At 44.0% G+C, this 24,865-nt stretch carries 21 protein-coding genes; 13 read left to right on the forward strand and 8 right to left on the reverse strand.

From position 1 onward, the window contains the following. Positions 1–74: 74 nt before the first annotated feature. From BGI33_RS03935 to modA, 4 genes are all read right to left on the reverse strand, one after another. Positions 75–869 carry a TOBE domain-containing protein gene (locus BGI33_RS03935; RefSeq protein WP_180297008.1) on the reverse strand — a complete coding sequence of 265 codons (795 nt, stop codon included), beginning with the start codon at positions 867–869 and terminating at the stop codon, positions 75–77. Next, positions 862–1,551 carry an ATP-binding cassette domain-containing protein gene (locus BGI33_RS03940; protein WP_100090031.1) on the reverse strand — a complete coding sequence of 230 codons (690 nt, stop codon included), beginning with the start codon at positions 1,549–1,551 and terminating at the stop codon, positions 862–864. The genes BGI33_RS03935 and BGI33_RS03940 overlap by 8 nt, the downstream gene beginning before the upstream one ends. 81 nt (positions 1,552–1,632) lie before the next feature. Continuing rightward, positions 1,633–2,313: a molybdate ABC transporter permease subunit gene (modB, locus tag BGI33_RS03945; RefSeq protein ID WP_100090032.1), complete on the reverse strand. Its 681-nt coding sequence runs from the start codon at positions 2,311–2,313 to the stop codon at positions 1,633–1,635. A 63-nt stretch (positions 2,314–2,376) separates the two neighbouring features. Continuing rightward, positions 2,377–3,144, reverse strand: a complete 768-nt coding sequence (gene modA, locus BGI33_RS03950) for a molybdate ABC transporter substrate-binding protein (RefSeq protein WP_100090033.1) — start codon at positions 3,142–3,144, stop codon at positions 2,377–2,379. Between the two features lie 488 nt (positions 3,145–3,632). Here modA and fdnG point away from each other — a divergent pair, with 488 nt between their 5' ends. The 12 genes from fdnG to BGI33_RS04010 all read left to right on the forward strand — a co-directional run bounded on the left by fdnG (position 3,633) and on the right by BGI33_RS04010 (position 21,107). Further along, positions 3,633–6,740 carry a formate dehydrogenase-N subunit alpha gene (fdnG, locus tag BGI33_RS03955; protein WP_100090034.1) on the forward strand — a complete coding sequence of 1,036 codons (3,108 nt, stop codon included), beginning with the start codon at positions 3,633–3,635 and terminating at the stop codon, positions 6,738–6,740. 12 nt (positions 6,741–6,752) lie between these two features. Beyond that, positions 6,753–7,667, forward strand: coding sequence for a formate dehydrogenase subunit beta (gene fdxH / locus BGI33_RS03960; RefSeq protein WP_100090035.1), 915 nt, complete (start codon positions 6,753–6,755; stop codon positions 7,665–7,667). Next, positions 7,667–8,326: a formate dehydrogenase subunit gamma gene (locus tag BGI33_RS03965; protein WP_100090036.1), complete on the forward strand. Its 660-nt coding sequence runs from the start codon at positions 7,667–7,669 to the stop codon at positions 8,324–8,326. Before fdxH ends, BGI33_RS03965 begins: the two co-directional genes overlap by 1 nt. Before the next feature lie 139 nt (positions 8,327–8,465). Next, positions 8,466–9,266: a formate dehydrogenase accessory sulfurtransferase FdhD gene (gene fdhD / locus BGI33_RS03970; protein WP_100090037.1), complete on the forward strand. Its 801-nt coding sequence runs from the start codon at positions 8,466–8,468 to the stop codon at positions 9,264–9,266. A gap of 106 nt (positions 9,267–9,372) precedes the next feature. Then, the gene (locus BGI33_RS03975) at positions 9,373–10,698 is read left to right on the forward strand and encodes a cation:dicarboxylate symporter family transporter (RefSeq protein ID WP_100090038.1); all 1,326 of its coding nucleotides are present in this window, start codon (positions 9,373–9,375) and stop codon (positions 10,696–10,698) included. 252 nt (positions 10,699–10,950) lie between these two features. Then, positions 10,951–11,880: a formate dehydrogenase accessory protein FdhE gene (locus BGI33_RS03980; RefSeq protein ID WP_100090039.1), complete on the forward strand. Its 930-nt coding sequence runs from the start codon at positions 10,951–10,953 to the stop codon at positions 11,878–11,880. A gap of 114 nt (positions 11,881–11,994) precedes the next feature. Continuing rightward, positions 11,995–12,372 (forward strand): hypothetical protein, encoded by a 378-nt coding sequence (locus BGI33_RS03985; RefSeq protein WP_100090040.1) that lies wholly within the window; start codon positions 11,995–11,997, stop codon positions 12,370–12,372. Positions 12,373–12,817: 445 nt separating this feature from the next. Beyond that, on the forward strand, positions 12,818–15,397 hold the full coding sequence (locus tag BGI33_RS03990) for a type I restriction-modification system subunit M (RefSeq protein ID WP_100090041.1): 2,580 nt from the start codon (positions 12,818–12,820) through the stop codon (positions 15,395–15,397). Continuing rightward, positions 15,394–16,596: a restriction endonuclease subunit S gene (locus BGI33_RS13050; protein WP_100135668.1), complete on the forward strand. Its 1,203-nt coding sequence runs from the start codon at positions 15,394–15,396 to the stop codon at positions 16,594–16,596. The genes BGI33_RS03990 and BGI33_RS13050 overlap by 4 nt, the downstream gene beginning before the upstream one ends. Before the next feature lie 13 nt (positions 16,597–16,609). Beyond that, on the forward strand, positions 16,610–19,690 hold the full coding sequence (locus tag BGI33_RS04000; RefSeq protein ID WP_100090042.1) for a type I restriction endonuclease subunit R: 3,081 nt from the start codon (positions 16,610–16,612) through the stop codon (positions 19,688–19,690). Positions 19,691–19,751: 61 nt separating this feature from the next. Further along, entirely contained in the window at positions 19,752–20,855 is a 1,104-nt protein-coding gene (locus BGI33_RS04005; protein ID WP_100090043.1) for a hypothetical protein, read from the forward strand. Positions 20,856–20,921: 66 nt separating this feature from the next. Beyond that, on the forward strand, positions 20,922–21,107 hold the full coding sequence (locus tag BGI33_RS04010; protein WP_100090044.1) for a hypothetical protein: 186 nt from the start codon (positions 20,922–20,924) through the stop codon (positions 21,105–21,107). 40 nt (positions 21,108–21,147) lie between these two features. Here BGI33_RS04010 and BGI33_RS04015 read toward each other — a convergent pair whose 3' ends face one another. From BGI33_RS04015 to BGI33_RS04030, 4 genes are read right to left on the reverse strand one after another with little or no spacing between them, the layout of a single operon-like run. After that, the gene (locus BGI33_RS04015) at positions 21,148–22,338 is read right to left on the reverse strand and encodes a molybdopterin molybdotransferase MoeA (protein WP_100090045.1); all 1,191 of its coding nucleotides are present in this window, start codon (positions 22,336–22,338) and stop codon (positions 21,148–21,150) included. Then, positions 22,335–22,946 (reverse strand): molybdenum cofactor guanylyltransferase, encoded by a 612-nt coding sequence (gene mobA, locus BGI33_RS04020; RefSeq protein WP_180297007.1) that lies wholly within the window; start codon positions 22,944–22,946, stop codon positions 22,335–22,337. The genes BGI33_RS04015 and mobA overlap by 4 nt, the downstream gene beginning before the upstream one ends. Next, entirely contained in the window at positions 22,937–23,398 is a 462-nt protein-coding gene (locus BGI33_RS04025; RefSeq protein WP_100090047.1) for a molybdenum cofactor biosynthesis protein MoaE, read from the reverse strand. Before BGI33_RS04025 ends, mobA begins: the two co-directional genes overlap by 10 nt. Before the next feature lies 1 nt (position 23,399). Next, entirely contained in the window at positions 23,400–23,648 is a 249-nt protein-coding gene (locus tag BGI33_RS04030; RefSeq protein WP_037406207.1) for a MoaD/ThiS family protein, read from the reverse strand. Between the two features lie 196 nt (positions 23,649–23,844). Between BGI33_RS04030 and moaA the strand changes: the two genes are divergently transcribed. Next, on the forward strand, positions 23,845–24,819 hold the full coding sequence (moaA, locus tag BGI33_RS04035) for a GTP 3',8-cyclase MoaA (protein WP_100090049.1): 975 nt from the start codon (positions 23,845–23,847) through the stop codon (positions 24,817–24,819). Positions 24,820–24,865: the final 46 nt, after the last annotated feature.

A 24,865-nucleotide genomic window follows, 5' to 3' on the forward strand; every position in this document is an offset into this window, starting at 1 on the left:
TGGATTAGACTGTGCGTGCTTATTGGTTGCTTGGTTGGGTATGGTGGATTATCAACACGGCAATATGTGCCGGTTTAGCGCAGGCGCCCGAGAATAATGCCTGGTGCCTTGATTAACAGTATGATTTCATCACCGGTATCCAGCTGCATATTTTCGGCACTGTTGCGGGTAATGCTAGTAGTCAGGCTAAGTGCTGCACCTAAATCTACTGTAATAACACTATTAACTATGCCGGTATCGATATGGCGTATTTTCCCGCTGAGCTGATTGCGTGCAGATATAAGTAAGTTGGGGTCAGGGCGGGCAAGCATAATGGCAGAAGCTTGAATCAGTGCCAGTGCTTCAACACCAACCGCCAGCTCCATCTGTTCACAACTGTGTCGAGTAAGCATCGCCACCAGTTCCTGCCCGCTGCTTAAACGCAGATGAACTTCATTATTTACTGTTCCATCAATGATTTGGCTTACAATGCCGGCAAGCTGATTATCGGCACTTAAATCCAGATTCATTTTTTGCCACAAGCCATAATGGCTCGGGTCGGCATTACTGTGCAGTTGCGACAGTAACTGCTGGTGGCGTTGCTGCATGGTGTGGTAATAATTTAAAAAGGCTTCACCAAAGGCGGTTAAGACGCTGTTGCCGCCACCCTGACCGCCAGTCTGGCGCAATACTAAAGGTTGCGGTGCCAGATTATTTAGCGCATCTATGGCATCCCAGGCTGCTTTATAACTCATGGGGACAGCCTTGGCCGCCTGAGTAATTGAGCCGAAACGCTGAATATTTTCGAGTAGGGCAATCCGTTTGCTGTTACCAATACGCTGGCCGTTAATGGTAGGAATCAGTTCAGTATCAAGATTGAATTCATTCATGATGGCGGCTCTTTCGGGGAGCTGAATATAAACGCCCATTATCCATATGCCAGATTTGAGCGTCAAAAGCAGCCGCATCTGCGGGGTCGTGGGTAATCAGTAGCATCGGTAAATTTAGCTGTTGTTGCCAATTAGCCAGTTCTGTACGCATTTGTGCGCGTAGCTGGGTATCCAGTGCAGAAAATGGTTCATCCAGCAGAATGGCACTCGGCCTTGCAATCAGTGCCCGTGCCAGTGCCACACGCTGGCGCTGGCCGCCAGACAAGTGTGCCGGATACTGCTCGGCCACGGCATTGAGCTGCATGACTGCCAGCCAATGTTCGACTTCTGTGTAACGACTGTGTTTACGCGGATTGAATAAGCCATGCTGGATACCGCAGGCAACGTTCTGGCGTACATTTAAATGCGGGAAAAGAGCATAATCCTGAAAAACATAGGCCAGTTTGCGTTGCTGCGGGCTGAGATTGAGATGTGGTGCCTGAAACAGGGTTACACCGTTAACAATAATATGGCCTTGTGCCGGGGTCAGCAAGCCGGCAATGGCTTTTAGCATCAGGCTTTTTCCACTACCGGAGGCACCCATAATTACCGTACGTGGCGTCTGGCTGGACAGGCGGATGTCCAGAGTAAATTGGCTGCCATCAGTACGCTGGAGGGTTTTCTGGAAATTGAAATCTAACATAAAACCACTGGCTGAATTAAAAACAGGCACAAACAAGGCAATGCAAAAGCAAGAGCATTATTCTGTGATTCTGGCATTGGATTATTTAAGATTGTGCATAGGTACTTTGCCGGATAAAAGTTTGCTGGTAAGCAGTAATATCAGAATACATACCACAGATATTATCAGTACCAGTATATTGGCCAGATAGTCATTACCAGCCTGTACTGCTTCATATACGGCAATCGAAAGTGTTTGCGTTTGCCCGGGGATGCTGCCAGCTACCATCAGCGTAGCGCCGAATTCGCCCATGCTGCGGGCAAATGCCAGTAATACGCCGGCCAGAATACTGCGCCATGCCAGCGGCAGGGTGATACGCAGAAAAACACCGGCATTACTAATGCCCAAAACACGGGCAGCCTGTTCCAGTTGAGGATCCAGACTCTCAAAGGCCGCACGTGCAGGTTTAAATATCAGCGGAAACGATACCACTGTGGCTGCTATTACAGCACCTTGCCAGGTAAAAATCAGATTAATACCCAGATAATGCTGTAACCATTGGCCGATAAAACCATTTTTACCAATCAGTACCAGCAGATAATAGCCCAGTACCGTGGGCGGCATCACCATTGGCAGGGTAAGAATGGTATCAATCAATTCCCGTCCCCACACAGCCTTGCGAGCGAGCATATAGCCAATGCCTACACCGAGAACCAGATTGATAGTCGTGGCCCACAGGGCAATTTTAAGTGACAGGGCAAGGGCAATCCAGGCCGCAGCCATTATCTCTCCTTGAAATGAAATATTCAGGCAGTTAAGGGCAATAACTGCCGGCAGAAATTATGTTCAGTGTGCACTCTGGAAACCGTAACGTTTAAGAATCTGCTGGCCTTTGGCTGAGCGGATAAAGCGAACAAAACGGTTGGCCGCAGCCGGTTCCTTACTGGCCACGGTTTTGGCAATAGGATAGCTGATTGGTTTGCTGGTGGAGATGGTGGCGGCTACACTAACCTTATCCGGCATAATGGCTGCATCCGTACCAAAGACAAAACCGGCTTCGGCAGACTGGTTGGCTACATAATCCAATGCCTGACGAACATTGTTTACATTAACGATTTTAGGCTGAAGCTTATTCCATACCTGCGCCCGTTCCATTGCAGCCTGCGCATAGCGGCCAGCTGGTGTATAGGCTGGATTGCCCAGTGCAATATGCTTAATACCATTTTGTTGCAAGTCTTTCAGACTATGTACGGTTACAGCACTTTTTTTCGGCGTAATCAATACCAGCGTGTTATTCGCAAAATTAACTCTGTCTTGTGCCTGCACCAGATTTTTGACCTGTGCCTGATCCATCGTCTGCTGATCTGCCGAAGCAAATACATCTACCGGGGCACCATTTTGCATTTGCTGTAGCAGGGAACCGGAAGCGCCAAAGTTAAGCAGAACTTTATCCTGCGGATATTGCTGCTGGTATGCCTTGGCAATGTCATTGAATGCATTGGTAAGACTGGCTGCGGCCGAAACAGTGATGCTGGCAGCAAAAGAAGAATTGCTTACCATGCATAGGCTGCTTATGGTGATGATGGCACTCAGACGGGTATACTTAGGGTTCATGTTTTATCCTCGGTTAGAATGCATTGTTATTTTGGTAGGGTTAAACTGAGCTGATTATAAGGGAAAATGGCTACGAAATATACCTTACTATATAACGAAAGCCAGTCATATGAGTAACTAAGAGCTGTATATGATAGTGGACAAAAAATAATAATAAATCAGACTGTATACAAGATATTAGTTTGCAAACACAATAATTTACTGAGTAATCAATTCAATTTTTTGCCAGTGCCATAAGAAACTTTATTTAATAAAAAACAATCTCTGCATCAGGTAAATAAAGGTTTTGAATAAAAATTATGAGTATTTATTTATATTAAAAAATACAGTTAGAATTATATAATAGTTTAAATTAGGGTATTATAATGGGGTTAAATGTTAGTATTAATAAAATTTCTAGCATATTTAGTAAGCTGTACGGGATTAGATTCTCTGCAATAAATAAAAATAATTTCATTAGGAAACCATCAAATTAGGAACCATCAAACATGAACCTGACAAGACGCCAGTTTTTCAAGGTTACCGCAGCAGGTGCCGGCGCTACAGGATTGGCAGTCATGGGCATGGCGCCAGCCACTGCCTTTGCTGAAGTCCGCCAGTACAAATTATTACGGGCAACAGAAACACGCAATAATTGCACGTATTGTTCAGTTGGTTGTGGTACGTTGTTGTATAGCCTGGGTGACGGGGCAATAAACGCCAAAAAGAAAATCTTTCATATTGAAGGAGACCCAGACCATCCGGTCAGCCGTGGCAGTCTGTGCCCTAAAGGTGCCTCACTGATTGACTTTGTGAACAGCCCAAACCGTGTGCTGCATCCGCAAGTACGCGAAGCGGGCAGCAGTGAATGGAAAGACATCAGCTGGGATGAGGCGCTGGACCGCATTGCGCGCCTGATTAAAGACGAACGCGATGCCAATCTGATTGAAAAAAATGCTGATGGTGTTACCGTAAACCGGCTGGAAAGTCTGGGCATGCTGTGCGCCTCTGCCAGCTCTAATGAAACCGGTATTCTGACGCAAAAATTCATGCGCTCACTCGGACTGGTTGGTACCGATTCGCAGGCACGAGTTTGCCATGGTCCCACTGTATCGGCGCTGGCCGCTACATTCGGCCGTGGTGCCATGACCAATACCTGGACTGATATCCAGAATGCAGATTTTATTCTGGTAATGGGTGGCAATGCCGCGGAAGCGCATCCCGTTGGTTTTAAATGGGTTATTGAAGCTAAAAAACGCAAGGGCACCAAACTGATTGTGTGTGACCCGCGTTTTAACCGTACTGCGTCCGTGGCCGACCATTATCTGCCTATTCGTTCCGGTACGGATATCGCTTTTCTTGGTGCGGTAATTAACTGGCTAATTAAAAACAATAAAGTGCAATGGGATTATGTTAAAAATTATACCAATGCCTCTTTTATTGTGGCCGATGGCTACGGGTTTCATGAAGGCCTGTTTTCCGGACATGCTGATTACACCACTGAAGACGGCAGCCCTGCACCTAAAGCAGCTCCGAAAGGCGCCAAAGGAGGCGCCGTCTACAATAATGCCAGCTGGACATATGAGCTGGATGAAAACGGCTATGCCAAAGTAGACCCAACTTTAGAAAATCCGCGCTGTGTCTGGCAGGTAATGAAACGACATTATGCCCAGTACACACCGGAGATGATGCATAAAATTACCGGCACACCGATTAAGGATTTTCTGCTGGTATGTGAGGCTCTGGGCGCCACTTCAGCAAAAAACAAGGCTGGAACAATTCTGTATGCACTGGGCTGGACTCAGCATACCTATGGTTCGCAGAATATTCGTACCATGGCGATGATTCAGCTTATTCTTGGCAATATCGGTATGGCCGGCGGAGGTGTCAACGCCCTGCGCGGCCACTCCAATATTCAGGGGCTGTCTGATCTGGGGCTGCTTTCTACCAATTTGCCGGGCTATCTGAGCCTACCCAATGAAAAGAAAAATCCTACTTTTGCCGATTATTTGAGTGCACAGACGCCGGCTCCCTTGCGCCCAGGACAGCTTAATTACTGGAGCAATACACCCAAATTCATGGTTAGCCTGCTCAAATGGTTCTTTGGTGAGAATGCCACTAAAGAAAATGATTGGGGCTACGACTGGCTACCAAAATGGGACAAAATGTATGATGTGCTGCAAATGACCGAAATGATGTATCAGGGGCAAATGCATGGCCTGCTGGTACAAGGTTTTAATGCTATGGGTTCTTTCCCGGATTCTAATCGTATTGTTGAAGCATTTTCACGCCTCAAGTGGATGGTAGTCATGGATCCGCTGAATACTGAAACTGCTACATTCTGGGAAAATCATGGTGATGCACATGATGTAGACCCATCTACTATCCAAACCACCGTATTTCGCCTGCCAGTGCCTTGTTTTGCGGAAGAGAATGGTTCTATTGTGAATTCTTCACGCTGGTTACAATGGCACTATGCCGGAGCCGAAGCACCAGAAGATGCCAAAGCCGATCTTGAGATTCTGGCCGAGCTGCATTTACGCATCAAGGCACTGTATGCAAAAGAAGGCGGCAAAGCACCCGAGCCGATTCTTAATCTGAGCTGGCCGTATAAAGTAGCGCATTCGCCTACACCGGAGGAAATGGCACAGGAATCCAATGGCTGGGCTCTGGCAGATATCAAAGACGAACAGGGCAATATTATCGTGCCTAAAGGTGGACAACTGGATGGCTTTGCCCAGTTACGCGATGATGGTACTACTGCCTGTGCCTGCTGGATTTTTGCCGGTTCATGGACTAAAAACGGCAATCAGATGGCACGGCGCGATAACAGCAATGCCGGGCTGGGCAATACCCCGGGCTGGGCATGGTCATGGCCAGCAAATCGCCGCATTCTGTATAACCGAGCTTCCTGCGATCCATCCGGTAAAGCCTGGGACCCAGACCGAGTACTGATTCACTGGGATGGCCGTAAATGGATTGGTGCCGATGTGGCAGACTACAAGGCCGATCAGGCACCAGACACCAATATGAATCCGTTTATCATGAATGAAGAGGGTGTTGGCCGCCTGTTCTGTACCAAAAAACTGGTGGATGGTCCATTCCCGACATTCTACGAACCAACTGAATCGCCAGTTGGCAAAAACCTGCTTTACCCGAAAGTGCTGAATACGCCCGCAGTACGTCTGTTTGACAGTGTTAAAGAACGCATCGGGCATAAGGATGAATTCCCTTGTGTGGGTACAACCTATCGCCTGACTGAGCATTTCCAGTTCTGGACTAAATCAGTGAAATTACTGATGATTGCTCAGCCGGAACAGTTTGTCGAAATCAGCGAAGAGCTGGCTGCACAAAAAAACATTGCCAAAGGCGATACCGTTAAAATCAGCACCAAACGCGGCTGGGTGGAGGCTAAAGCCGTGGTAACCAAACGTTTGCGTCCTCTGGATATTAATGGTCAGACAGTACATCAGATTGGTATTCCCCTGCATGGTGGCTGGGTAAATGTTGGTGAGAAAAAACAGTTTCTTATCAATACACTCACACCATTTGTTGGTGACTGCAACACACAGACACCAGAATACAAAACCTTTTTGTGCAATATCGAAAAAGCGTGAGGGGAATAAGTCATGGCTTTACAATCTTTAGATATCAAACGTCGTTCTGCCACCAATCAGCTCACGCCGCTGCCACAGGCACGCAAGCCGATTGAAATTGCCAAACTGATTGACGTGTCTACCTGTATAGGCTGCAAGGCCTGTCAGGCAGCGTGTTCTGAATGGAACGATATTCGTGATGAAATCGGTACCAATCATGGCGTATACGACAACCCAATCGACCTGAGTGCCGATAGCTGGACAGTCATGCGCTTTTCCGAAACCGAACAAAACGGCAAGCTGGAGTGGCTGATTCGCAAGGATGGTTGCATGCACTGTGCCGACCCTGGCTGTTTAAAGGCCTGCCCGTCTCCGGGTGCAATCGTGCAGTATGAAAACGGTATTGTCGATTTTCATCAGGAAAACTGCATTGGCTGTGGCTATTGTATTTCCGGCTGCCCGTTTAATATCCCGCGCATCTCGAAAAAAGACAACCGTGCTTATAAATGTACCTTGTGTTCCGACCGCGTAGCTGTTGGTCAGGAACCGGCCTGTGTGAAAACCTGTCCTACTGGCGCCATTCATTTTGGCAGCAAGGAAGACATGAAATCTCTGGCTGGTGAGCGCATCAAAGATTTAAAACAGCGTGGATTCGAACATGCCGGGCTTTATGATCCGCAAGGAGTAGGGGGAACTCATGTCATGTATGTATTGCATCATGCCGACAAACCCAGTCTGTACCACGGTCTGCCAGATAATCCGCATATCAGTACCACCGTCAAACTGTGGAAAAGTATGCTCAAACCAATAGCTGCCTTTGGTATTGCTGCTGCCGCTTTTGCAGGTTGGCTGCACTACATCACCATTGGTCCGAATCGCCCGGATGATCACGAAGAACAGGTTCTTAATCGTGACGGCGAAATCCTCAAAGACAAGGGGGACGCATAATGAAAAAATTATTGATTCAACGTTATAAAAAATCTGAACGCTTTAACCATTGGGTTGTGGCTGGCTGTTTTGTCTTGCTGGCAATTTCTGGGCTGGGCTTCTTCTATCCGTCTTTTTTCTGGCTGACAGAAGTGTTCGGTTCCCCGCAACTGGCGCGCATACTGCATCCGTTTATCGGAGTAGTGATGTTTCTGGGCTTTTTTATCCAGTTTTTTCGCTACTTTAAACATAACTTTTTTGAGCGTGACGATCTTACATGGTTATTAGGTATCAAGCATATACTGCTGGGTAAGGAAATTGGCGATACCGGCAAATACAATGCAGGACAGAAGTGCATGTTCTGGCTGATGACCATCAGCATGGCGCTGTTATTTCTCAGCGGATTAATTGCCTGGCGGCAGTTTTTCTCTGATTATTTCCCCATCTGGGTGGTGCGAATCGCCTTATTGATGCATTCTGCTTCAGCTATCCTGCTGATTGTAGGTATCATCATTCATGTTTATGCCGCACTGTGGATTAAAGGCACCATTCCAGCTATGGTAGAAGGAGTAGTAACTCAGGAATGGGCGAAAAAACATCATCCGCGCTGGTATCGGGAAATGATGGCCAAAAAAGAAGCCAGAGCACAGCAGAAGTCTGGTTCACAAACCAATGATTAGTCAGATCAATAGCCTCTGATAATTCTGTCTGTATGGCCAACGCCATACAGACAGTTAAACTTTTATCTTCCTTTCTGTCCTGATTTTTGCTCAGGATAGCCTTTTCCTGTTGCTGCCTGCGTGCAGATAGAGAAACCTCATGAATCATACACCCGCACAAAGCCGTACAGTCTGGGTGGCACAGGCCGGACAATGCAGCAGTACCAACGACAATGTCAGTGCCGAAATCCCGGTGGCTCTCGTCTATAATGGTATATCCCATGTTGTACTCATGGCCACTCCTGCAAATATTACCGAACTGGCACTGGGCTTTAGCCTGAGTGAAGGTATTATTGAAAATGCAGAGCAGATTTACGCCATAGAAATCAGTGAATATCAGCATGGCATCGTGGCTGAAATTGAACTGGCCAGTGCTGCTTTTAGCCGCCTTAAAAGCCGTCGCCGCCAGATGAGCGGGCGTACCGGCTGCGGTCTGTGTGGGATTGACAGTCTGGCAGCAGTACAACCAGAGTTAAAGCCGGTATTACGCACAAGGCATATCGACTTTAGCGTAATCGGGCGAGCTTTGACCGATTTTAACCAACACCAGCAGCTGCGTGCACAAACCGGTTCGGTTCACGGTGTGGTGTGGGCTGATACGTCTGGCAGGATTGTAACCGTGCGTGAAGACATTGGCCGGCACAATGCTTTAGATAAACTTATTGGATGGGGATTGCATGCAAAAGTAGATTGGAAGCAGGGTTTTGTGGTATTGTCCAGTCGCGCTAGTTTTGAAATGGTAATGAAATCAGCAATAACCGGTATCGGGTGTATCGTGGCCGTATCTGCGCCTACCACCTATGCCATTGATTTAGCTCACAAGGCTAATATCACGCTGGTGGGTTTTGCGCGCCATAACCGCCAAGTAATTTATACCCATCCTCAATTTTTTCATCCTTAACGCATATTTAAAACAAAAAATAATAGGGTATACTCTATTATTATTGTTTTTATTTCGCTTGTTAGCTTGAATAAGAACTATATTACCAATTACAGTAAGGACGACTATGTTATCGATTATCAAACGATATAGCCGTAATTTGGCCTGGCAAATTCTCTTTGCCCTGATTTTGGGGGTAGCGGTAGGATTGTATCTGCATACTTTTTCAGATCCGTCACACCCATATTACAAAACCTATCAATCCTGGGTAGTCAACGTATTACAGCCAATGGGCGATATCTTTATCCGCCTGATTAAAATGATTGTGCTGCCGATTATCCTCAGTACCCTGACTTTGGGGATTGCAGGACTTGGCAATTCCAAAAGCCTGGGCAGACTGGGTGGTAAAACCATTCTGTACTTTGAAATCATCACCACCGTTGCCATTGGTGTAGGCATACTCTTTGGTAACCTGTTTCATCCCGGTAGCGGTATTGATATTTCCAATCTGCAACACACCAGTGTTACCCAGTACGTACAGAAAAGTGAGACACTGGCCGAGAAACCGCATGGTCTGGTTGTGATGATTCTGGATATGATTCCGCATAACATCTTTGATTCCCTCAGCTCAGGTGAAATCCTCCCAGTAATCTTTTTCTGTGTATTCTTTGGCCTGGGTTTAACCAAACTGCCCGACAACCAGCGCCTGTTTTTCTCTGATTTTCTGAAAGTCATCTCCGATGTGATGTTTAAAATCACCAACATGATTATGCGCTATGCGCCGATTGGTGTATTTGGCCTGATGACTGTAACCATTAGCAAATTCGGTTTTAGCTCACTGATTCCACTGATGAAACTCATCCTCATTGTTTATCTGGCGATGATTGTGTTTACACTGGTGATTCTGGGGGGCGTGGCTTATTTCTGCCGCTTTAACATTTTTACCATTATCAAAATTCTCAAAGACGAGCTGATTGTTGCTTTCTCAACCTCTAGTTCTGAAACTGCGCTGCCAAAAATGATTGAGAAAATGGAAGCCTATGGCGCGCCGAAATCCATTACCAGCTTTGTGATTCCTACTGGCTACTCCTTTAATCTCGATGGTTCTACCCTGTATCAGAGTATTGCCGTTATCTTTCTGGCGCAGCTATACGGTATTTCCCTGTCTGTAACAGATCAGGTAATGATCGTGATTACCCTGATGGTGGCTTCCAAAGGGATTGCCGGTGTGCCCGGGGTATCATTTTTAGTATTGTCTGCTACATTGGCCACCACATCCATCCCGCTAGAAGGTCTAGGCTTTATTCTGGGTATCGACCGTATTCTGGATATGGGACGCACTGTAGTAAACGTAATCGGGAATGCACTGGCTTCACTGGTTATCTCGCGCTGGGAACATGATTTCGACGATGAAAAAGCGCGAGCATACGAAAAATCGCTTGGTATTAAATAACCCGGCTTATGCAATCAAAAGGTTCAGAGACATCTGAACCTTTTTTATTGTCTGCTGATAACTTATCCGTATATACAAAGCGCTGTGCAGCGAATATTACTGCCATCAGCTTTTAGCAGCACAAGCAAAATAGTCAGTAGCAAATCCAGACAGAATGCATGATTTTAGTTAAACTTGGTTATTTTAGTCATTGATAATGGTATTAGCACCATCGCATCATGATGAGCAACCATTATCTAGTAGCGTAGATACATGAAAACACAAGCAACACCAGAAGCCATACAGGCACAGGAATTTTTTCATATCCCATTCTGGCGGCAGCCTCAGGCTGATATTTTCAGCCAGCGTGCATTGCGCCTGAATGAACTGGCAGCAGAAGACAGCAGCGACTGGCAGCCATATTTACAGCTTCTTGCTACCATATGCAATGCCCAGCAAACCTTGCTGGAGCGCTATGCAGAAGCCGCATGGGTACTACCGCCAGCAGCTACAGATGAATTTCCGCTTACTCCAGCCTTACTAAGTGCCAATCATGATTTAACTGGCCGCCTATTTACAGATTTACACGCTCTACTGCAACAGCAATTGACACCAACAGCTGCACAGGTATGGAAAGAATTATTGCAGCTTGACAGCAAAGAACGCAGCCACTTGTGCCAGCAGGCATTAAGCCAGCAGCTCGGCGTGGCACAACAGGATTATCAGATTTGGGTAAACGCCGTAGTACAAATTATCTATACCCACGCTGCACTGAATTTAGCGGCTACAGCGGTAAAACCATTACCTGAGCTCGGATTTTGCCCATGCTGTGGTACTGATGCCGTGGGTGCGGTGATAATCGGACATGGTGAACTTGAAGGGCTGTGCTATCTATGCTGTGGCGTATGCAACAGCCGCTGGCACAGCGTACGCGCACGGTGCAGCTTTTGTAATAATAGTCGTGACTTAGGTGTACACCGCATCGAACAGGCAAGTGAAGGCGCCTTGTCTGGTGCGGAAGCTGAATGCTGCCCGAGCTGCCATGCCTATCGCAAGCGCTATCGTCTGGCCAAACAACAGTATGCTGACCCAATTGCCGATGATTTGGCTTCTTTAGCGCTGGACATATTGCTAAATCAAGAAGACTGGCAACGTGGTGGTGCCAATCCGTTTTTACTGATGGGTAAAACACCGAAACACTAAAATCAGCCTTAAGCTGTTTAGCTCAAATCAAAAATCAGGAGCTAAGCAGCTTTAAAAAACGGTTGATTATTTATTGATTAGTGGCCTGAAAAATCTGGCCATAATTAAAATTCTTTGCAACAAATAGATAACTACAATGGCAAAACAGAAGAATTTTTTTTGCATGGCAACAGGCCATTATTTATTGTGCTTAGAGTAATAAATATTGTCGACAGTATTCATAACAAGCAAAAACATGATATTCCCTTGCAAAATAAAGCCAAATATCTGTTATCTCTGCATTATACCCATAAAGAATGCGTTACCAATGGGCAAATGATATATAATCATCCAGAAAATGTATCCAGTAAATCCATAAATACCCCCATTTATCATTTTTGCCATTATTTTCAGGCAGGAGATAAAACCTGTAATAATAATGATTTACCGGTTTTTAGCGAAAGTCTGGAATTCAATAAGGGCGCAATGCGCTATATCCCTGCTGGGCGTTAGAATTCCAATGAATTTACACCAGAAAAAATAATCTATGACCCTCATAACCCAAGTATAAACTTACTATAGCCGTATGCTAAAGTTATACTAGATATACCTAATCCTTATAATATCTCCACAGCTTTTTTATTCTGGCAGGGGGGAATTATATTTACAATAAGTCTGTACAGAGATAAAAATTTACTTAGCAAAAATAAATGAACCTGAAGCTTTAAAGCCAACTTCAATATCGCAAACTAACAATAATAGTTCTTGAGTTATCTGTTTGCACTGGTCATACATATTTAAACCTTTGTTTAAGCCTACAGACCTCGGTTTATTTAGCTAGGATTTGAAACTAATTACCGCTAAAATACAGCATAAATCCTATTGGCTATGATGACGTGAAAAAATAAGCAATAACATTATCATGCCAAGGTAAATTAATTAATGAGGTTGATAAGCTGTGATTACATCTGAAGAGATTAAAAGTCGGTTATGGGATGGCGCCAATGAACTGCGAGGTTCAATGGACGCCAGCCGTTATAAAGATTTTATGTTGGGTTTAATGTTTTATAAATTTCTAAGCGATAAAACATTATCTGCATTTAAAATCCTGACCACCAAAGATGATATCACCGAATCCGACCTTGTTGCCAAGTATCATCAAAGCATGGCAGACCGTGGTGCTCAATTAGAAACCATGTTGCAAAATACACTTGGTTACTATGTTTTGCCAAAATATCTTTACCAAACTTGGATTGAAGATATCAATAAAGGTAAATTCGAAGTACAAAATGTAATCGATAGCTTAAATTACTTTGAACGTTCGATTGTCAATAGCAAAGATGTAGATGATTTTAAAGATCTATTTTCGCCTTCAACCTTGGATTTAACCGATACTGCCCTCGGTAGTAATTTACATGAACGCAGCAAAAATATTAAAGCATTAATCTTATTATTTGCCGATCTTAATATGGTTGCCTTGCAAAAAGGAGACGTATTAGGGGATGCTTATGAATACCTGATTGGGCAATTTGCCATGGAGTCTGGTAAAAAAGCCGGTGAATTCTATACGCCACGTCAGGTAAGTGAAGTAATGGCACAAATTGCCGCCAAAACCTCGAATATTCGTTCTATTTATGACCCCACTGTGGGCTCCGGCTCATTACTGCTTACCGTAAAAAAACATTTAACCAAAGAAGTACAACAAAGCTTAACCTATTACGGCCAGGAAAAAAATACCGCCACCTATAATCTGGCGCGTATGAATCTCTTACTGCATGAAGTTAAACCTAATAAAATGACGATAAAAAACGGCGATACCTTAGCACATGATTGGCCGGAAGATCCGGCGCATCCAAATGAAGGTGTGCAGTTTGATGCAGTGGTGATGAATCCGCCATATTCGGTAAAAAATTGGAATCGCGCCGGCTTAAAAGTAAGCGATCCACGTTTTGAGATAGCCGGCGTATTACCGCCAGACTCAAAAGGCGATTTTGCTTTTCTATTACATGGCCTGTTCCATTTAGGCCAAAGTGGCACCATGACCATCGTATTACCGCACGGGATTTTATTCCGTGGCGCTGCCGAAGGCGAAATCCGCAAACGATTATTAGAAAAAAACTACATTGATGCCGTGATTGGCTTGCCAAGTAACCTCTTTACCAATACCGGCATACCGGTAGTGATTTTGGTGCTGAAGAAAAATCGACAACTTACCGATCCAGTATTAATCATTGATGCCTCAAATACCTTTATCAAAGTCGGTAAGCAGAATGTTTTGCAAGAAAAGGACATTGCTAAAATCGTTGATACTTATGTATCGCGCCAGGAGCAAGCCGGTTATAGCCATTTAGCCAATCGCCAAGAGATTATCGCCAATGAATACAACCTCAATATACCGCGTTATATTGAGGCCATTGATGATGACATCGCCCACGATGTTGAAGGCCATCTATTAGGTGGAATACCACAGCAGAATATTGACCAACTTGCTGTTATCCGTGCTACCACACCCGACCTATTGCAGGCGGCATTAGAACCCATTCGCCCGCAATATCTCACTTTAAAAGAAGATATTAGTGAATTAAGCACTAAAATCTTAAATGATGCACGCGTTACCCAGCAATCGGCGCAATTAGCGAAGCAAACCCAAGCATATATCGAGCGCTACTGGTCACAAATTATCGCGATCAATAATCCTGATCAAATTCACCCGCTCATGGAAGCAATGTTAAACGATATAAAAAGCCTGCTCGCCAGCTTTAATTATATTGATATCTATGATGGTTACCAGATTATTGCCGAGATTTGGCAGAATTCTTTACTGCATGACACAGAAATTATTGCCGCAACAGATTTTTATACCGCAGCGCGCAACCGGATACCGAATATGGTCAGCAAAGGCAGTGGCGCTAAAAAACGGCTTGAACAAGACGGCTTTGTCAGCAGTCTGATTCCAAGCGAATTAATCGCTACGGAATTATATGCCGATGAATTAGCTAATATCGACCACAAGAAACAGCAAATCCAAACGCTGGAAAGTGAATTAGCGGATCTTGTTGAAGCGGCTAAAGTAGAAGATAGCCCGGAGTACGATGCGCTGTATGAATCATTGAAAAAGAACGATGATGACGAACCGCTGGATACGTTTGATAATAAAAAACTCAAACAAGAGTTAAAAGAAACACCAAAAGATACTGAAGCGTATTTAATACTTAAAAAAGTCGATAAATTAATCAGCCAAAAATCGACATTAAGTAAACAAGTTAAAGCGGACGAATTGGCATTAAAAGAAGCGGTACAAGAACGGATTTTAAGCTTAACTAATGAAGAAATTGACAGGCTAATGTACAAAAAATGGTTTGGCAATACCATTGCGTTACTCAGTGAATTAATCGAAAAACCGATTAAAGCTGAATTAAAAACCCTACAAATGTTAAACGAACGTTATCAAGATACCTTAACTTCGATTGATAAAGAGATCGAACAACTCGAAACCGAGCTACAAGCAATGATGCAAGATCTGGTGGTAACGCAATGAGTGAAAGTAAAAAATTAATTCCTAGACGACGGTTTAAGGAGTTTGAGGGTGCTCAAATGTGGGAAAAACTTAGACTTGGTGATCATGCTATTATTAAAGGAAGATTAGGATGGAAAAGTTTAAAACAGGAGGAATATGTAGACCACGGACCAAGCATGATAGCAGGTAAACATATTACTGAAGGTATAATCAACTGGAATAAAGTTGATCATATTCCACAATGGCGTTATGACGAATCACCTGAAATTATGTTAAAAAACGGGGATATAATTTTTTCAAAAGATGGTTCTTTGGGTAATCCTGCGTTAATAACAAACTTAAATAGTTTAGCAACTATTAACTCTACAATGATGTTGGTTAGATTAAAAAAGAATATTAGTTCAATATTTTTTTATCAAGTAATGTTGAGTAGCCAATTTGAAAATCTTGTTAGGTTAAAAGTATCTGGAAGTAGTATACCCCATTTATTTCAGGCTGATATGACAGAATTTAAGTTCAATACACCTGAAGTGGATGAACAAACCCAAATAGGCGAATTTTTTAAAAAGCTTGATAATCTTATTAGCACTCAACAAAAAAAATTAGAAAAAACCAAAACCCTAAAATCTGCCTATCTGAGGGAAATGTTTCCGAATGAGGGGGAATTAAAGCCTAGATTGCGGTTTACTGGATTTAATATTAGTTGGAAAGAAAAAAAATTAGAAGAAATAACTAAAACAACTATTGGGGAGTTTGTTATTAAAACTAAACAAAACCCAAATAGTCCTTATCCTGTTTATAATGGAGGTATTTCGTATACGGGGTTCTATGATGAGTTTAATAATGAGGCTAACAAAATAGTTATAAGTGCAAGAGGTGCAAATGCTGGTTTTATAAATATTGTTAGGAATAGATATTGGGCAGGAAATAGTTGTTATTCTATAAACATAATAAATAATACGTTATTATCAATTGACTATCTTTTTTATTCATTGAAAAGAAATCAACATTTTTTTACACAAAATCAACAGGCTGCAAATATACCTTCAGTATCAAAGAAAGAAGTCGAAACTTTTACCGTTCTGTTAACTAATATCACAGAACAAACCAAAATCGGTAATTTCTTTAAATTACTCGATGATAAAATTGCATTAGAACAAAAAAAACTAGATAAATTAAAAAATATCAAACAAGCTTATTTAAATGAAATGTTTGTATAAAAGGAATTAAAAAATGAGCCGGGTTGAGAAAGATGCCGCAGAAAAAACTTTTCAGGAAAACTTTGTCCGGGAATTAGAAAAATATAAATGGCAGGCGCCAGATTTTCTGAATGGCAATCAACGTAAAGTTACTGTTGATGATTTAATCATGCATTGGCGGGGGGAGCTTAATCGCCTGAATGCCGATCAGCTTGAAGGTGTTGAATTAACCGATAATGAATTTAGCCAAGTGATGGCGAAGGTTAATCAACTGGAAAACAGCTATCAAGCGGCAAAACTGCTGGCGATGGAAGAATCAAAAGGCAAAATTGATGGCATCTATCGTGATGATAACCCGCTTATCACACGTAAGCAAATTACCTTAACTATCTTTAAAAAAGCCGAAGTGCGTGGTGGTGATTCAAGTTATCGTATCGCCCGTGAGGTGCAAACCGCTAACGGCAATCGTTTTGATTTGGTGCTGTTAATTAATGGTTTACCATTAATCAATATTGAACAGAAACGCACTGATAAAAGCCTTGATGAAGCATTTGGACAATTTAAGCGCTATTATAGTCAGGGAGAATATAGCAACAATTTTATGGCTTTTTCGCAGATGATGGTGATCACCAGCGAAATCGAAACCCGTTATTTTGCCACGCCTAAATCAATCAATGACTTTAATCCCAGTTTTGTTTTTCATTGGGCAAATAAATTCAATAAACCGATCAATCATTGGCAGCAAGTGATTGAGCACTTTCTGATGATTCCCATGGCGCATCAAATGGTGGGGGACTACTTAGTTATTGATGAAGCCAAAGAAGAGGAAAATCGCCGCCATATATTAATGCGCCCTTATCAGGTATTTGCTTTACAAGCGGTGGAGGGCGCGGCATTTGGTTGGGATAATCTCGCCAATAAACCACATGGTGGATTTGTTTGGCATACTACAGGTTCCGGTAAAACCATCACCAGTTTTAAAACCGCCTTATTTTTATCAACTCGTGTCGGTTTTGATAAAGTGGTGTTTCTGGTTGACCGGCGCGAACTGGATAGTCGTACCAGTGAAAACTTCAAAGCCTACGCTGCTTTTGAGCCGGTTACAGTTGATGATACGCACAGCACTTCGCAACTAAGAAAGCACCTTAATACTGCCAAAAATGGCATTGTGGTAACCACGACTTTTAAACTGCATAATCTGGTTCAAACCCTCGAGAAGGCCAAAGATAGCCGTTTAGCTGATAAAAAAATAGTGTTTATTGTTGATGAAGCTCACCGTACTACTATGGGCAGTATGATGGGGGTGATAAAAAATCATTTTAGAAAAAACGGGCTATTTTTCGGGTTTACTGGTACGCCACTGTTTAATGAAAACAAGGTTAAAGGCAAAATAAATGAAGACAGTGAAGTGATTAACACTACCGAAAAGCTATTTGGTCCTAAATTACATCAATACACCATTGATGAGGCCATTGCCGATGGTAACGTACTCGGATTCAACGTTGATTATATTAATACCGGTGAATTTAGTAGTTATGAAGATTTACGCGATCAATTGATTGAGCAAATTAAACACGATCAACCAGAACAATCCGAGCGCGAGATTGAGCGCTTAGTGAGACAGTGGACAGAAGCCGAAGTAGAAAAGCAGGCCATGGATAATAGGTTATTCGCTTATTATGATGAAACCCATATACCGCGCGTGGTTGAAGAGATTTTAAACCGTTGGGAACGTCAATCCCAACAGCAACAATTTAATGCTATTTTAACTGTGGCTTATAAGGAACGGGTGATTGCCTATTATCAGGAATTTAAAAAGCAACTGGCAAACCATCAGCAAAAAATCAATATTGCCATGACTTTTAGTTTTGGTAACGAAAATGATCCGGATAAAGTGGATCCCGCTATTATCAATGCTATGTTTAATGATTATGCTGAGTTTACCGGCATCAAGTTTGTGGCTGGGGATAAAAAACATGGCGAAAAAGCCTATTTTGAGGATGTGGTTGAGCGCGCTACCCGTGGCGGGAGTGGCCGTAATTGCAAGAATATCGATTTAGTGATTGTCGCTGATCAGCTATTAACCGGCTATGATTCGAAACGATTAAATACGCTGTATGTTGACCGTACTTTAGAACTACAGAGCTTAATTCAGGCTTATTCGCGTACCAATCGCGTGTTTGATTCCAGCAAAGAGTTTGGCACAATTATTAATTTCCAAACTCCACGCCTCACCGAACAAATGGTCAATCAAGCCCTTAAGCTGTATGGAAGTGGCGGTAAAAGCAGCAAAGCGCTTGTGAAAAGCTACGCCGATGCCGTGCGAATCTTAGCTAACGATTTAGAACAATTAGGTTTAACCTTAGCCGACCCAGCCGAATGGAAGGGCATTCAACATAAACTTAAAGAACGGACTGAATTTATCAAAGCATTTAAGGCGGCTGCCAAGCAGCTTAATACCGTTCAACAATATTATGAATATCAATGGGATAACGACAAATTTGGTATAACTGAGCATTGCTGGTTGCAATATGTCGGCGCATATAAAAATTTAACTTTTAAAGAAAACCGCCCAAAATCGCCAATCATTGCTCCTGCCTTAATCGGTAAGACCAAGTTAGCTGGCACACAGGTTATTGATGCTGCGCATATTCTTAGTTTGATTGGTTCTAAAATTACTCATGTCGATGGTATACAAACTGTTGATGATGAAACCAGACGCATCATCTATGAACAAATTCAAGAGTTAAGTCAAATGGGCGAAGATCAGCAAGCAAAAATATTAAAGGAGTTTGTTGATACTGAATTATTAGCCGGCCGTTTATCCAGCCAGGTCCATTTTGATCAGGCCTTTACCGATTGGAAAAACGATAGAATCAAACATGCCGCTAGCGATTTTGCCAATGAATGGGGTATTGATAGCAAGCTGTTAACACAAGCGCTGTTTGAATTTGATTTGGCACAATCAGATGTTGTACCTTATTTCGCTGAAATTATTCAAAGTGTTGACTTAAATCGAATCAATAAAGGTGATGATGATTTACTGACGCATAATCTTGCTTTAAGTGATGCACTTTCACGTTGGCTTAGAGATATTAAACAACAATTTAGCTGAGCGATTTTTCGATAAAATCAAATAATTAGGAATAATGCTAAATAAAATCGGATGATTATTTATGGCTTACTATGTTCATTTATTCTCGCCAGAAACACATGAGGCGTTTAGCCAGTCAACGCGAAAAGTAACGGGCTTTCGTGTTCGGCAAAAAGCACTGGCCGAAAAAATAAAAGCTGGTGATATTTTTATTTGTTATATTACCCGACTATCTCGCTGGTGTGGTCTGCTTGAAGTGGTTGATGGTCCTTATGAAGATGGTACGCCACTTTTTTTACCTTCAGATGATCCGTTTACGATTCGTTTTCGGGTTGAACCTAAAGTATGGTTACCATTAACCCAAGCCATTCCGATTCATATTGACCAAATTTGGCAACATCTTTCTTTTACCCAAACAATTGAGAAAAACAGTAGAGGCTGGACCGGATTGCTGCGTAATAATTTGAATAAAATCAATGAAAAAGATGGGAAATTATTAACACATTGTTTATTACAGCAAAATAAAACAGCCACCGCTTATCCTTTGAATGAGCAGGATCAAAAGAAATTAAAAAATCATACTGTGAATCGAACAGATAAAGTCGTTGAGGTATCAGTACCCAGTGATAGTGAGCTGGTTGATGAAGATGCGCCAACCCAAAATCCAGAAGTGCGTGAATCCATCAAAATGCAGGCCTTACTCGCTCAGATTGGCGCGTGTATGGGGATGAGGATTTGGCTACCTAAAGCCGATCGCAGCCGCGTATTAAAAGAGTGGAAAAAAGGCACTGAGGCATTATTAGATACATTACCACTTAATTATGACGAAACCACTTTAAGCACCATTGAACAAATCGATGTGATTTGGTTGAAAGGGCGATCTATTACCCGTGCGTTTGAAGTAGAACATACTACTTCGGTTTACTCTGGTATTTTACGGATGGCGGATTTACTCGCTTTGCAACCTAATATGAATATTAATCTATATATTGTCGCTCCAGATAGCCGGCAGGAAAAAGTATTTCAAGAAATCCGCCGCCCGGTATTTTCCTTGCTGGAAAGCGGGCCACTATCAGAACGTTGCAGTTATATTCCCTACCGCAATTTAAAAGCCTTGAGCAAAGTCAAACATTTAGACCGTATGACTGATGCAGTATTAGAGGATTATACTGAGCATGAAGAATAGTAGACTTCTATAGAAGTCGTATATGTTTAAAAAATAGATAGGCTACACTAATGCATGTAACTTTTTATGAGTAAGGTAAACTTAATACTAAAGACACAAGAGAAAGTATTAAGAAAAAATAGTCGGATTTTTGGTGTTGCTTATAAATGGCAAATGGTTAAGCTGTATCGGCAAGGGAAATGGCGCAGTGAATTGGTGCGGGAATATGATTTGACACCATCTGCTTTATGCCGCAAAAAAGCCTATGTTTAACATAGGCTTTTTTATTTGCTTTACTGGATAAACCAACTGTTTATATGGGATAAACCGTCAACCATTGCCCTTGCTGAATATCGGTTTGCGCGGGAATATCGATTAATACCTGTGCTTCGACGCAGCCGGAAAGCATATGTGATCCCTGCTTGGCCAATGGCTGTACTTCGGGGCCGTTATTGGTAAAGCGGATGGTACCACGCAGGAATTCGCGCCGTTTCTGCTGATTGGGCATAATGCTAAAGGCAGCTTTGGCCTGATAGCATTCGGGTAGTGCTTGCAGGATATGGTGGCCGGCTGCGGTTTGCAGTGCCGGTAATCCCAGCAGTTTGAAGGTAACAAAGCTGGCGACGGGATTGCCGGGCAGCAGCATAACACGGCATTGTTTAATATTGCCCCAGCCAAAAGGTTTGCCCGGTTTTATCGCAAGTTTCCAGTGTTCGATATTGCCTAGCTGTTGCAGTGCCGGCTTAACTAAATCGCGGTCGCCCACTGAGGCGCCGCCGGAAATAATAATGCTGTGGCTACTGTCTGCGGCCTTGGCGAGGGTATCGGTGATGATGTCGAGCTTATCTGGCAGGATGCCCCCATCAATAATTTCAATAAACGCATATTCGCTCAGGCTGGCCAGCAGCATGGGACGGTTGCTGTCGTATATCTGGTGCTGTTGTAGCTGGTTATTGCCGCTTACCAGTTCATCACCAGTAGTAAATACACTTACGCGCAGTTTCTGATACACCTGCAATTCGCTCACGCCTTGTGAGGCAGCCAGCCCGATCGCCTGTGCATTTAGCAAGGCACCTTTTTCCAGTAGGGTAGCACCCTGTTTCAGCTCTTCACCCCGGCGGCGGATATTGTCACCAGCGGCAGGTGCACGGGTGCTGCTAAGGGTGTCGCCGTTCGCGCTGGTGTTTTCCTGCATGATTACGGCATCGGTATTTTTTGGAATGCCGGCGCCGGTGTAAATGCGTACGGCCTGTCCGTGTTGCAGGGTGAGCTGCTGGGTGTCTCCGGCAGCCGCGGTACCGATAAGCTGCCATGCGGTGCAGTCCAGTCCGCAGATGGCGTAGCCATCCATAGCACTGTTGTCGAATGCAGGGGCATCGGCAGTAGCAATAAGCGGCTGGGCAAGAATGCGGCCGGCAGCCTGATTAAGGGGTACGGTTTCGCTGTCGACTATACGGCTGGTCTGTTGTAGTAGGGTTTCTTGTCCCTGATAAAAATCCATCATGAGGTTGTTGCTCCACTGCGCGTGCTGGTAAACATTGCGCTGCTGTTATAGTTGGTAAACGGGGCACTATCGGCAAAAGTAACAATGGCGTGGCGATAAGGCTGAATAATTGAGCGTACGCTATGTTTGCCGCTGCTGTTAAGTTGTTGCTGGATATGCTGCAAGTGGTGCCGGCGCATCTGACAGACGATAGGGTGCAGATTGCCGGCATCGGCGGCGCAAACGATATCCAGACCGGGCTGCTTATGCAGCTTCTGATACAGGCGCGTGATGATATCTGCATTTAATAGTGGCAGATCGCACGGGACGATTTGCAGATATTCGATGTGTTTCGGTAAGACTTGTGCTGCGCTGACAATACCAGCCAGTGGCCCCATCTGCGCATATGCAGGCAGGTCGGGGCAAACCGGGTAGCCATAATTCTGTATTTGTTTGATATCGCGATTGGCGCTGATAATGATGTGGTCGCTGCAATGGCCAAGCTGGTGCAGAATATGTGCCAGCAGCGGCTGGCCGTTAAGCGGCAGCAAGGCTTTGTTGGCACCGCCAACGCGAGTACCGAGGCCACCGGCAAGGACAATCAGGCCAAGCTGTGCATCTATTGCCATGACTGGGTGCGCTGCTGGTCGCTGTGTTTCATTTCTACCCAGTGCTGTTGACCGTTGGCAAAGCATTCTTTTTTCCAGAATGGTGCTTCGGTTTTCAGATAGTCCATAATGAAATGATTGGCCTGATAGGCGTGTTCGCGGTGACCGCTGGCGGTGAGTACCAGTACGATTTGTGCGCCTACCGGCAGCTTGCCTACGCGGTGAATGACGCAGGCATAGGGTAGTGACCAGCGCTCTGCGGCCTGAGCGATGATTTTGCTGATTTCATGTTCAGTTACTTCAGGCATATGGGTAAGGTGAAGGTGGCTGAGTGGCTGCTGCGGATTATCGTTGCCGCGCACTTTGCCAATAAAGCTGACTACGGCACCACAATCTGGTGCGCTGGCTTCAGCCAGCGCCAGTTCGTGGTTGAGGTCGAAATCTTCGCTTTGTACTTGTATCCGAGTTTGCATTTTAGCCTCCGGTTACCGGTGGTAACAGGGCTATGCTGTCACCGTCTTTAAGGGCAGCGCAGCCATGCTGAATAATATTATTGACGGCAATTTTGTATACTTTGCCGGCAGCCAGCACTTCACTAAATGGGGCACCACGTTGGCGCAGGTAGGCTAAAAGGGCATCGCTGTCGGTAAAGTTTGGAGAGAGCTGTTCCTGAGTCAGGCCAAGTTCTTCGGCAAAGCGTGCCAGATAAATCACGGTAATCATGATAAAAACATAGGTCAATCAATAATCGTTTATTATGCCGTGTTTTTTCTTTCTGTGGCAGATGGCTGTTGCTGATGCAATTGGATTTAAGGAGTAAAATGGGATAGAATGCAGCCTTTTTTTTAATTATTCCAACTATTTGTCTTGTTTTTTATTTCTGAAATGATTTTCCTTCTTACAGGCGCTTACTTTTCTCATGCTGATTGACCGCTTCAACAGACGTATTGATTATTTACGCATTTCGGTAACGGATAAATGCGATTTACGCTGTACTTATTGTATTCCGCAAGGGTTTACTGAATTTGAAAAGCCGGCTAACTGGCTGTCGTTTGCAGACATTGAGCGTGTTGCCGGGGCTTTTGCACGCTTGGGTGTGTCTCGATTTCGGCTAACCGGCGGCGAGCCGCTATTGCGCAAGAATCTGCCGGAGCTGGTGGCACGGCTGGCAGCTTTGCCAGGAGTAGAAGATTTGTCGTTAACCACCAATGGTACGCAGCTGAAGCGTTTTGCCCAAGATTTACGTAGGGCAGGGCTGAACCGGCTGAATGTGAGTCTGGATTCATTGCGACGTGAATGTGTGCAGGAAATTTCCGGCAAAGATAGCTTTGATAAAGTCATTGACAGTTTGCAGGCAGCACGGGATGCAGGCTTTGAGCAGATTAAAATTAATATGGTGCCGCTGCCGGGAGTGAACACCGGTGATATTGAGGATATGGTGGCGTTCTGTATTGCCAATGGTTTTATCCTGCGCCTGATTGAGGTAATGCCGATGGGTGTAAGCGGGCGGAAACTGGAATATTTTAATTTGCTGGAGCTGATTGAAAATCTGCGTCCGAAGTATCAGCTGCATGAAAGCAGGCGTGTATACGGGGGCGGGCCGGCCAAATATTGGGAAAGTGTAGATGGTCGCTTTACTTTGGGGCTAATTACACCGCGTTCGCAGCATTTCTGTGCTACCTGTAATCGCGTACGCATGTCTGTGGATGGGACTTTGTATCTGTGTCTGGGGCAGGAGCAGAGTATGGCATTAAAGCCATTATTGGCGGCAAATTGTTCGGATGCACAGCTGGAAGCTGCGATTCAGCAGGCGGTGGATTTGAAACCGGAAAAACATGAGTTTAATGAGCAGCCAGACAAAATCGTACGCATTATGGCGAAAACCGGTGGTTAAAATAGATGTTGCTGCTACCAAACAAAAGCCCGCTTTGTTGAGCGGG

The sequence above is a fragment of the Snodgrassella alvi genome (assembly GCF_002777425.1).
Classification (GTDB): domain Bacteria; phylum Pseudomonadota; class Gammaproteobacteria; order Burkholderiales; family Neisseriaceae; genus Snodgrassella; species Snodgrassella alvi_B.

Bases quoted from the DNA above. Each gene is read 5' to 3' on its own strand.
- BGI33_RS03935 (WP_180297008.1), bottom strand. From the start codon at position 869: ATGAATGAATTCAATCTTGATACTGAACTGATTCCTACCATTAACGGC.
- BGI33_RS03940 (WP_100090031.1), bottom strand. From the start codon at position 1,551: ATGTTAGATTTCAATTTCCAGAAAACCCTCCAGCGTACTGATGGCAGC.
- modB (WP_100090032.1), bottom strand. From the start codon at position 2,313: ATGGCTGCGGCCTGGATTGCCCTTGCCCTGTCACTTAAAATTGCCCTG.
- modA (WP_100090033.1), bottom strand. From the start codon at position 3,144: ATGAACCCTAAGTATACCCGTCTGAGTGCCATCATCACCATAAGCAGC.
- fdnG (WP_100090034.1), top strand. From the start codon at position 3,633: ATGAACCTGACAAGACGCCAGTTTTTCAAGGTTACCGCAGCAGGTGCC.
- fdxH (WP_100090035.1), top strand. From the start codon at position 6,753: ATGGCTTTACAATCTTTAGATATCAAACGTCGTTCTGCCACCAATCAG.
- BGI33_RS03965 (WP_100090036.1), top strand. From the start codon at position 7,667: ATGAAAAAATTATTGATTCAACGTTATAAAAAATCTGAACGCTTTAAC.
- fdhD (WP_100090037.1), top strand. From the start codon at position 8,466: ATGAATCATACACCCGCACAAAGCCGTACAGTCTGGGTGGCACAGGCC.
- BGI33_RS03975 (WP_100090038.1), top strand. From the start codon at position 9,373: ATGTTATCGATTATCAAACGATATAGCCGTAATTTGGCCTGGCAAATT.
- BGI33_RS03980 (WP_100090039.1), top strand. From the start codon at position 10,951: ATGAAAACACAAGCAACACCAGAAGCCATACAGGCACAGGAATTTTTT.
- BGI33_RS13050 (WP_100135668.1), top strand. From the start codon at position 15,394: ATGAGTGAAAGTAAAAAATTAATTCCTAGACGACGGTTTAAGGAGTTT.
- BGI33_RS04000 (WP_100090042.1), top strand. From the start codon at position 16,610: ATGAGCCGGGTTGAGAAAGATGCCGCAGAAAAAACTTTTCAGGAAAAC.
- BGI33_RS04005 (WP_100090043.1), top strand. From the start codon at position 19,752: ATGGCTTACTATGTTCATTTATTCTCGCCAGAAACACATGAGGCGTTT.
- BGI33_RS04010 (WP_100090044.1), top strand. From the start codon at position 20,922: ATGAGTAAGGTAAACTTAATACTAAAGACACAAGAGAAAGTATTAAGA.
- BGI33_RS04015 (WP_100090045.1), bottom strand. From the start codon at position 22,338: ATGATGGATTTTTATCAGGGACAAGAAACCCTACTACAACAGACCAGC.
- mobA (WP_180297007.1), bottom strand. From the start codon at position 22,946: ATGGCAATAGATGCACAGCTTGGCCTGATTGTCCTTGCCGGTGGCCTC.
- BGI33_RS04025 (WP_100090047.1), bottom strand. From the start codon at position 23,398: ATGCAAACTCGGATACAAGTACAAAGCGAAGATTTCGACCTCAACCAC.
- BGI33_RS04030 (WP_037406207.1), bottom strand. From the start codon at position 23,648: ATGATTACCGTGATTTATCTGGCACGCTTTGCCGAAGAACTTGGCCTG.
- moaA (WP_100090049.1), top strand. From the start codon at position 23,845: ATGCTGATTGACCGCTTCAACAGACGTATTGATTATTTACGCATTTCG.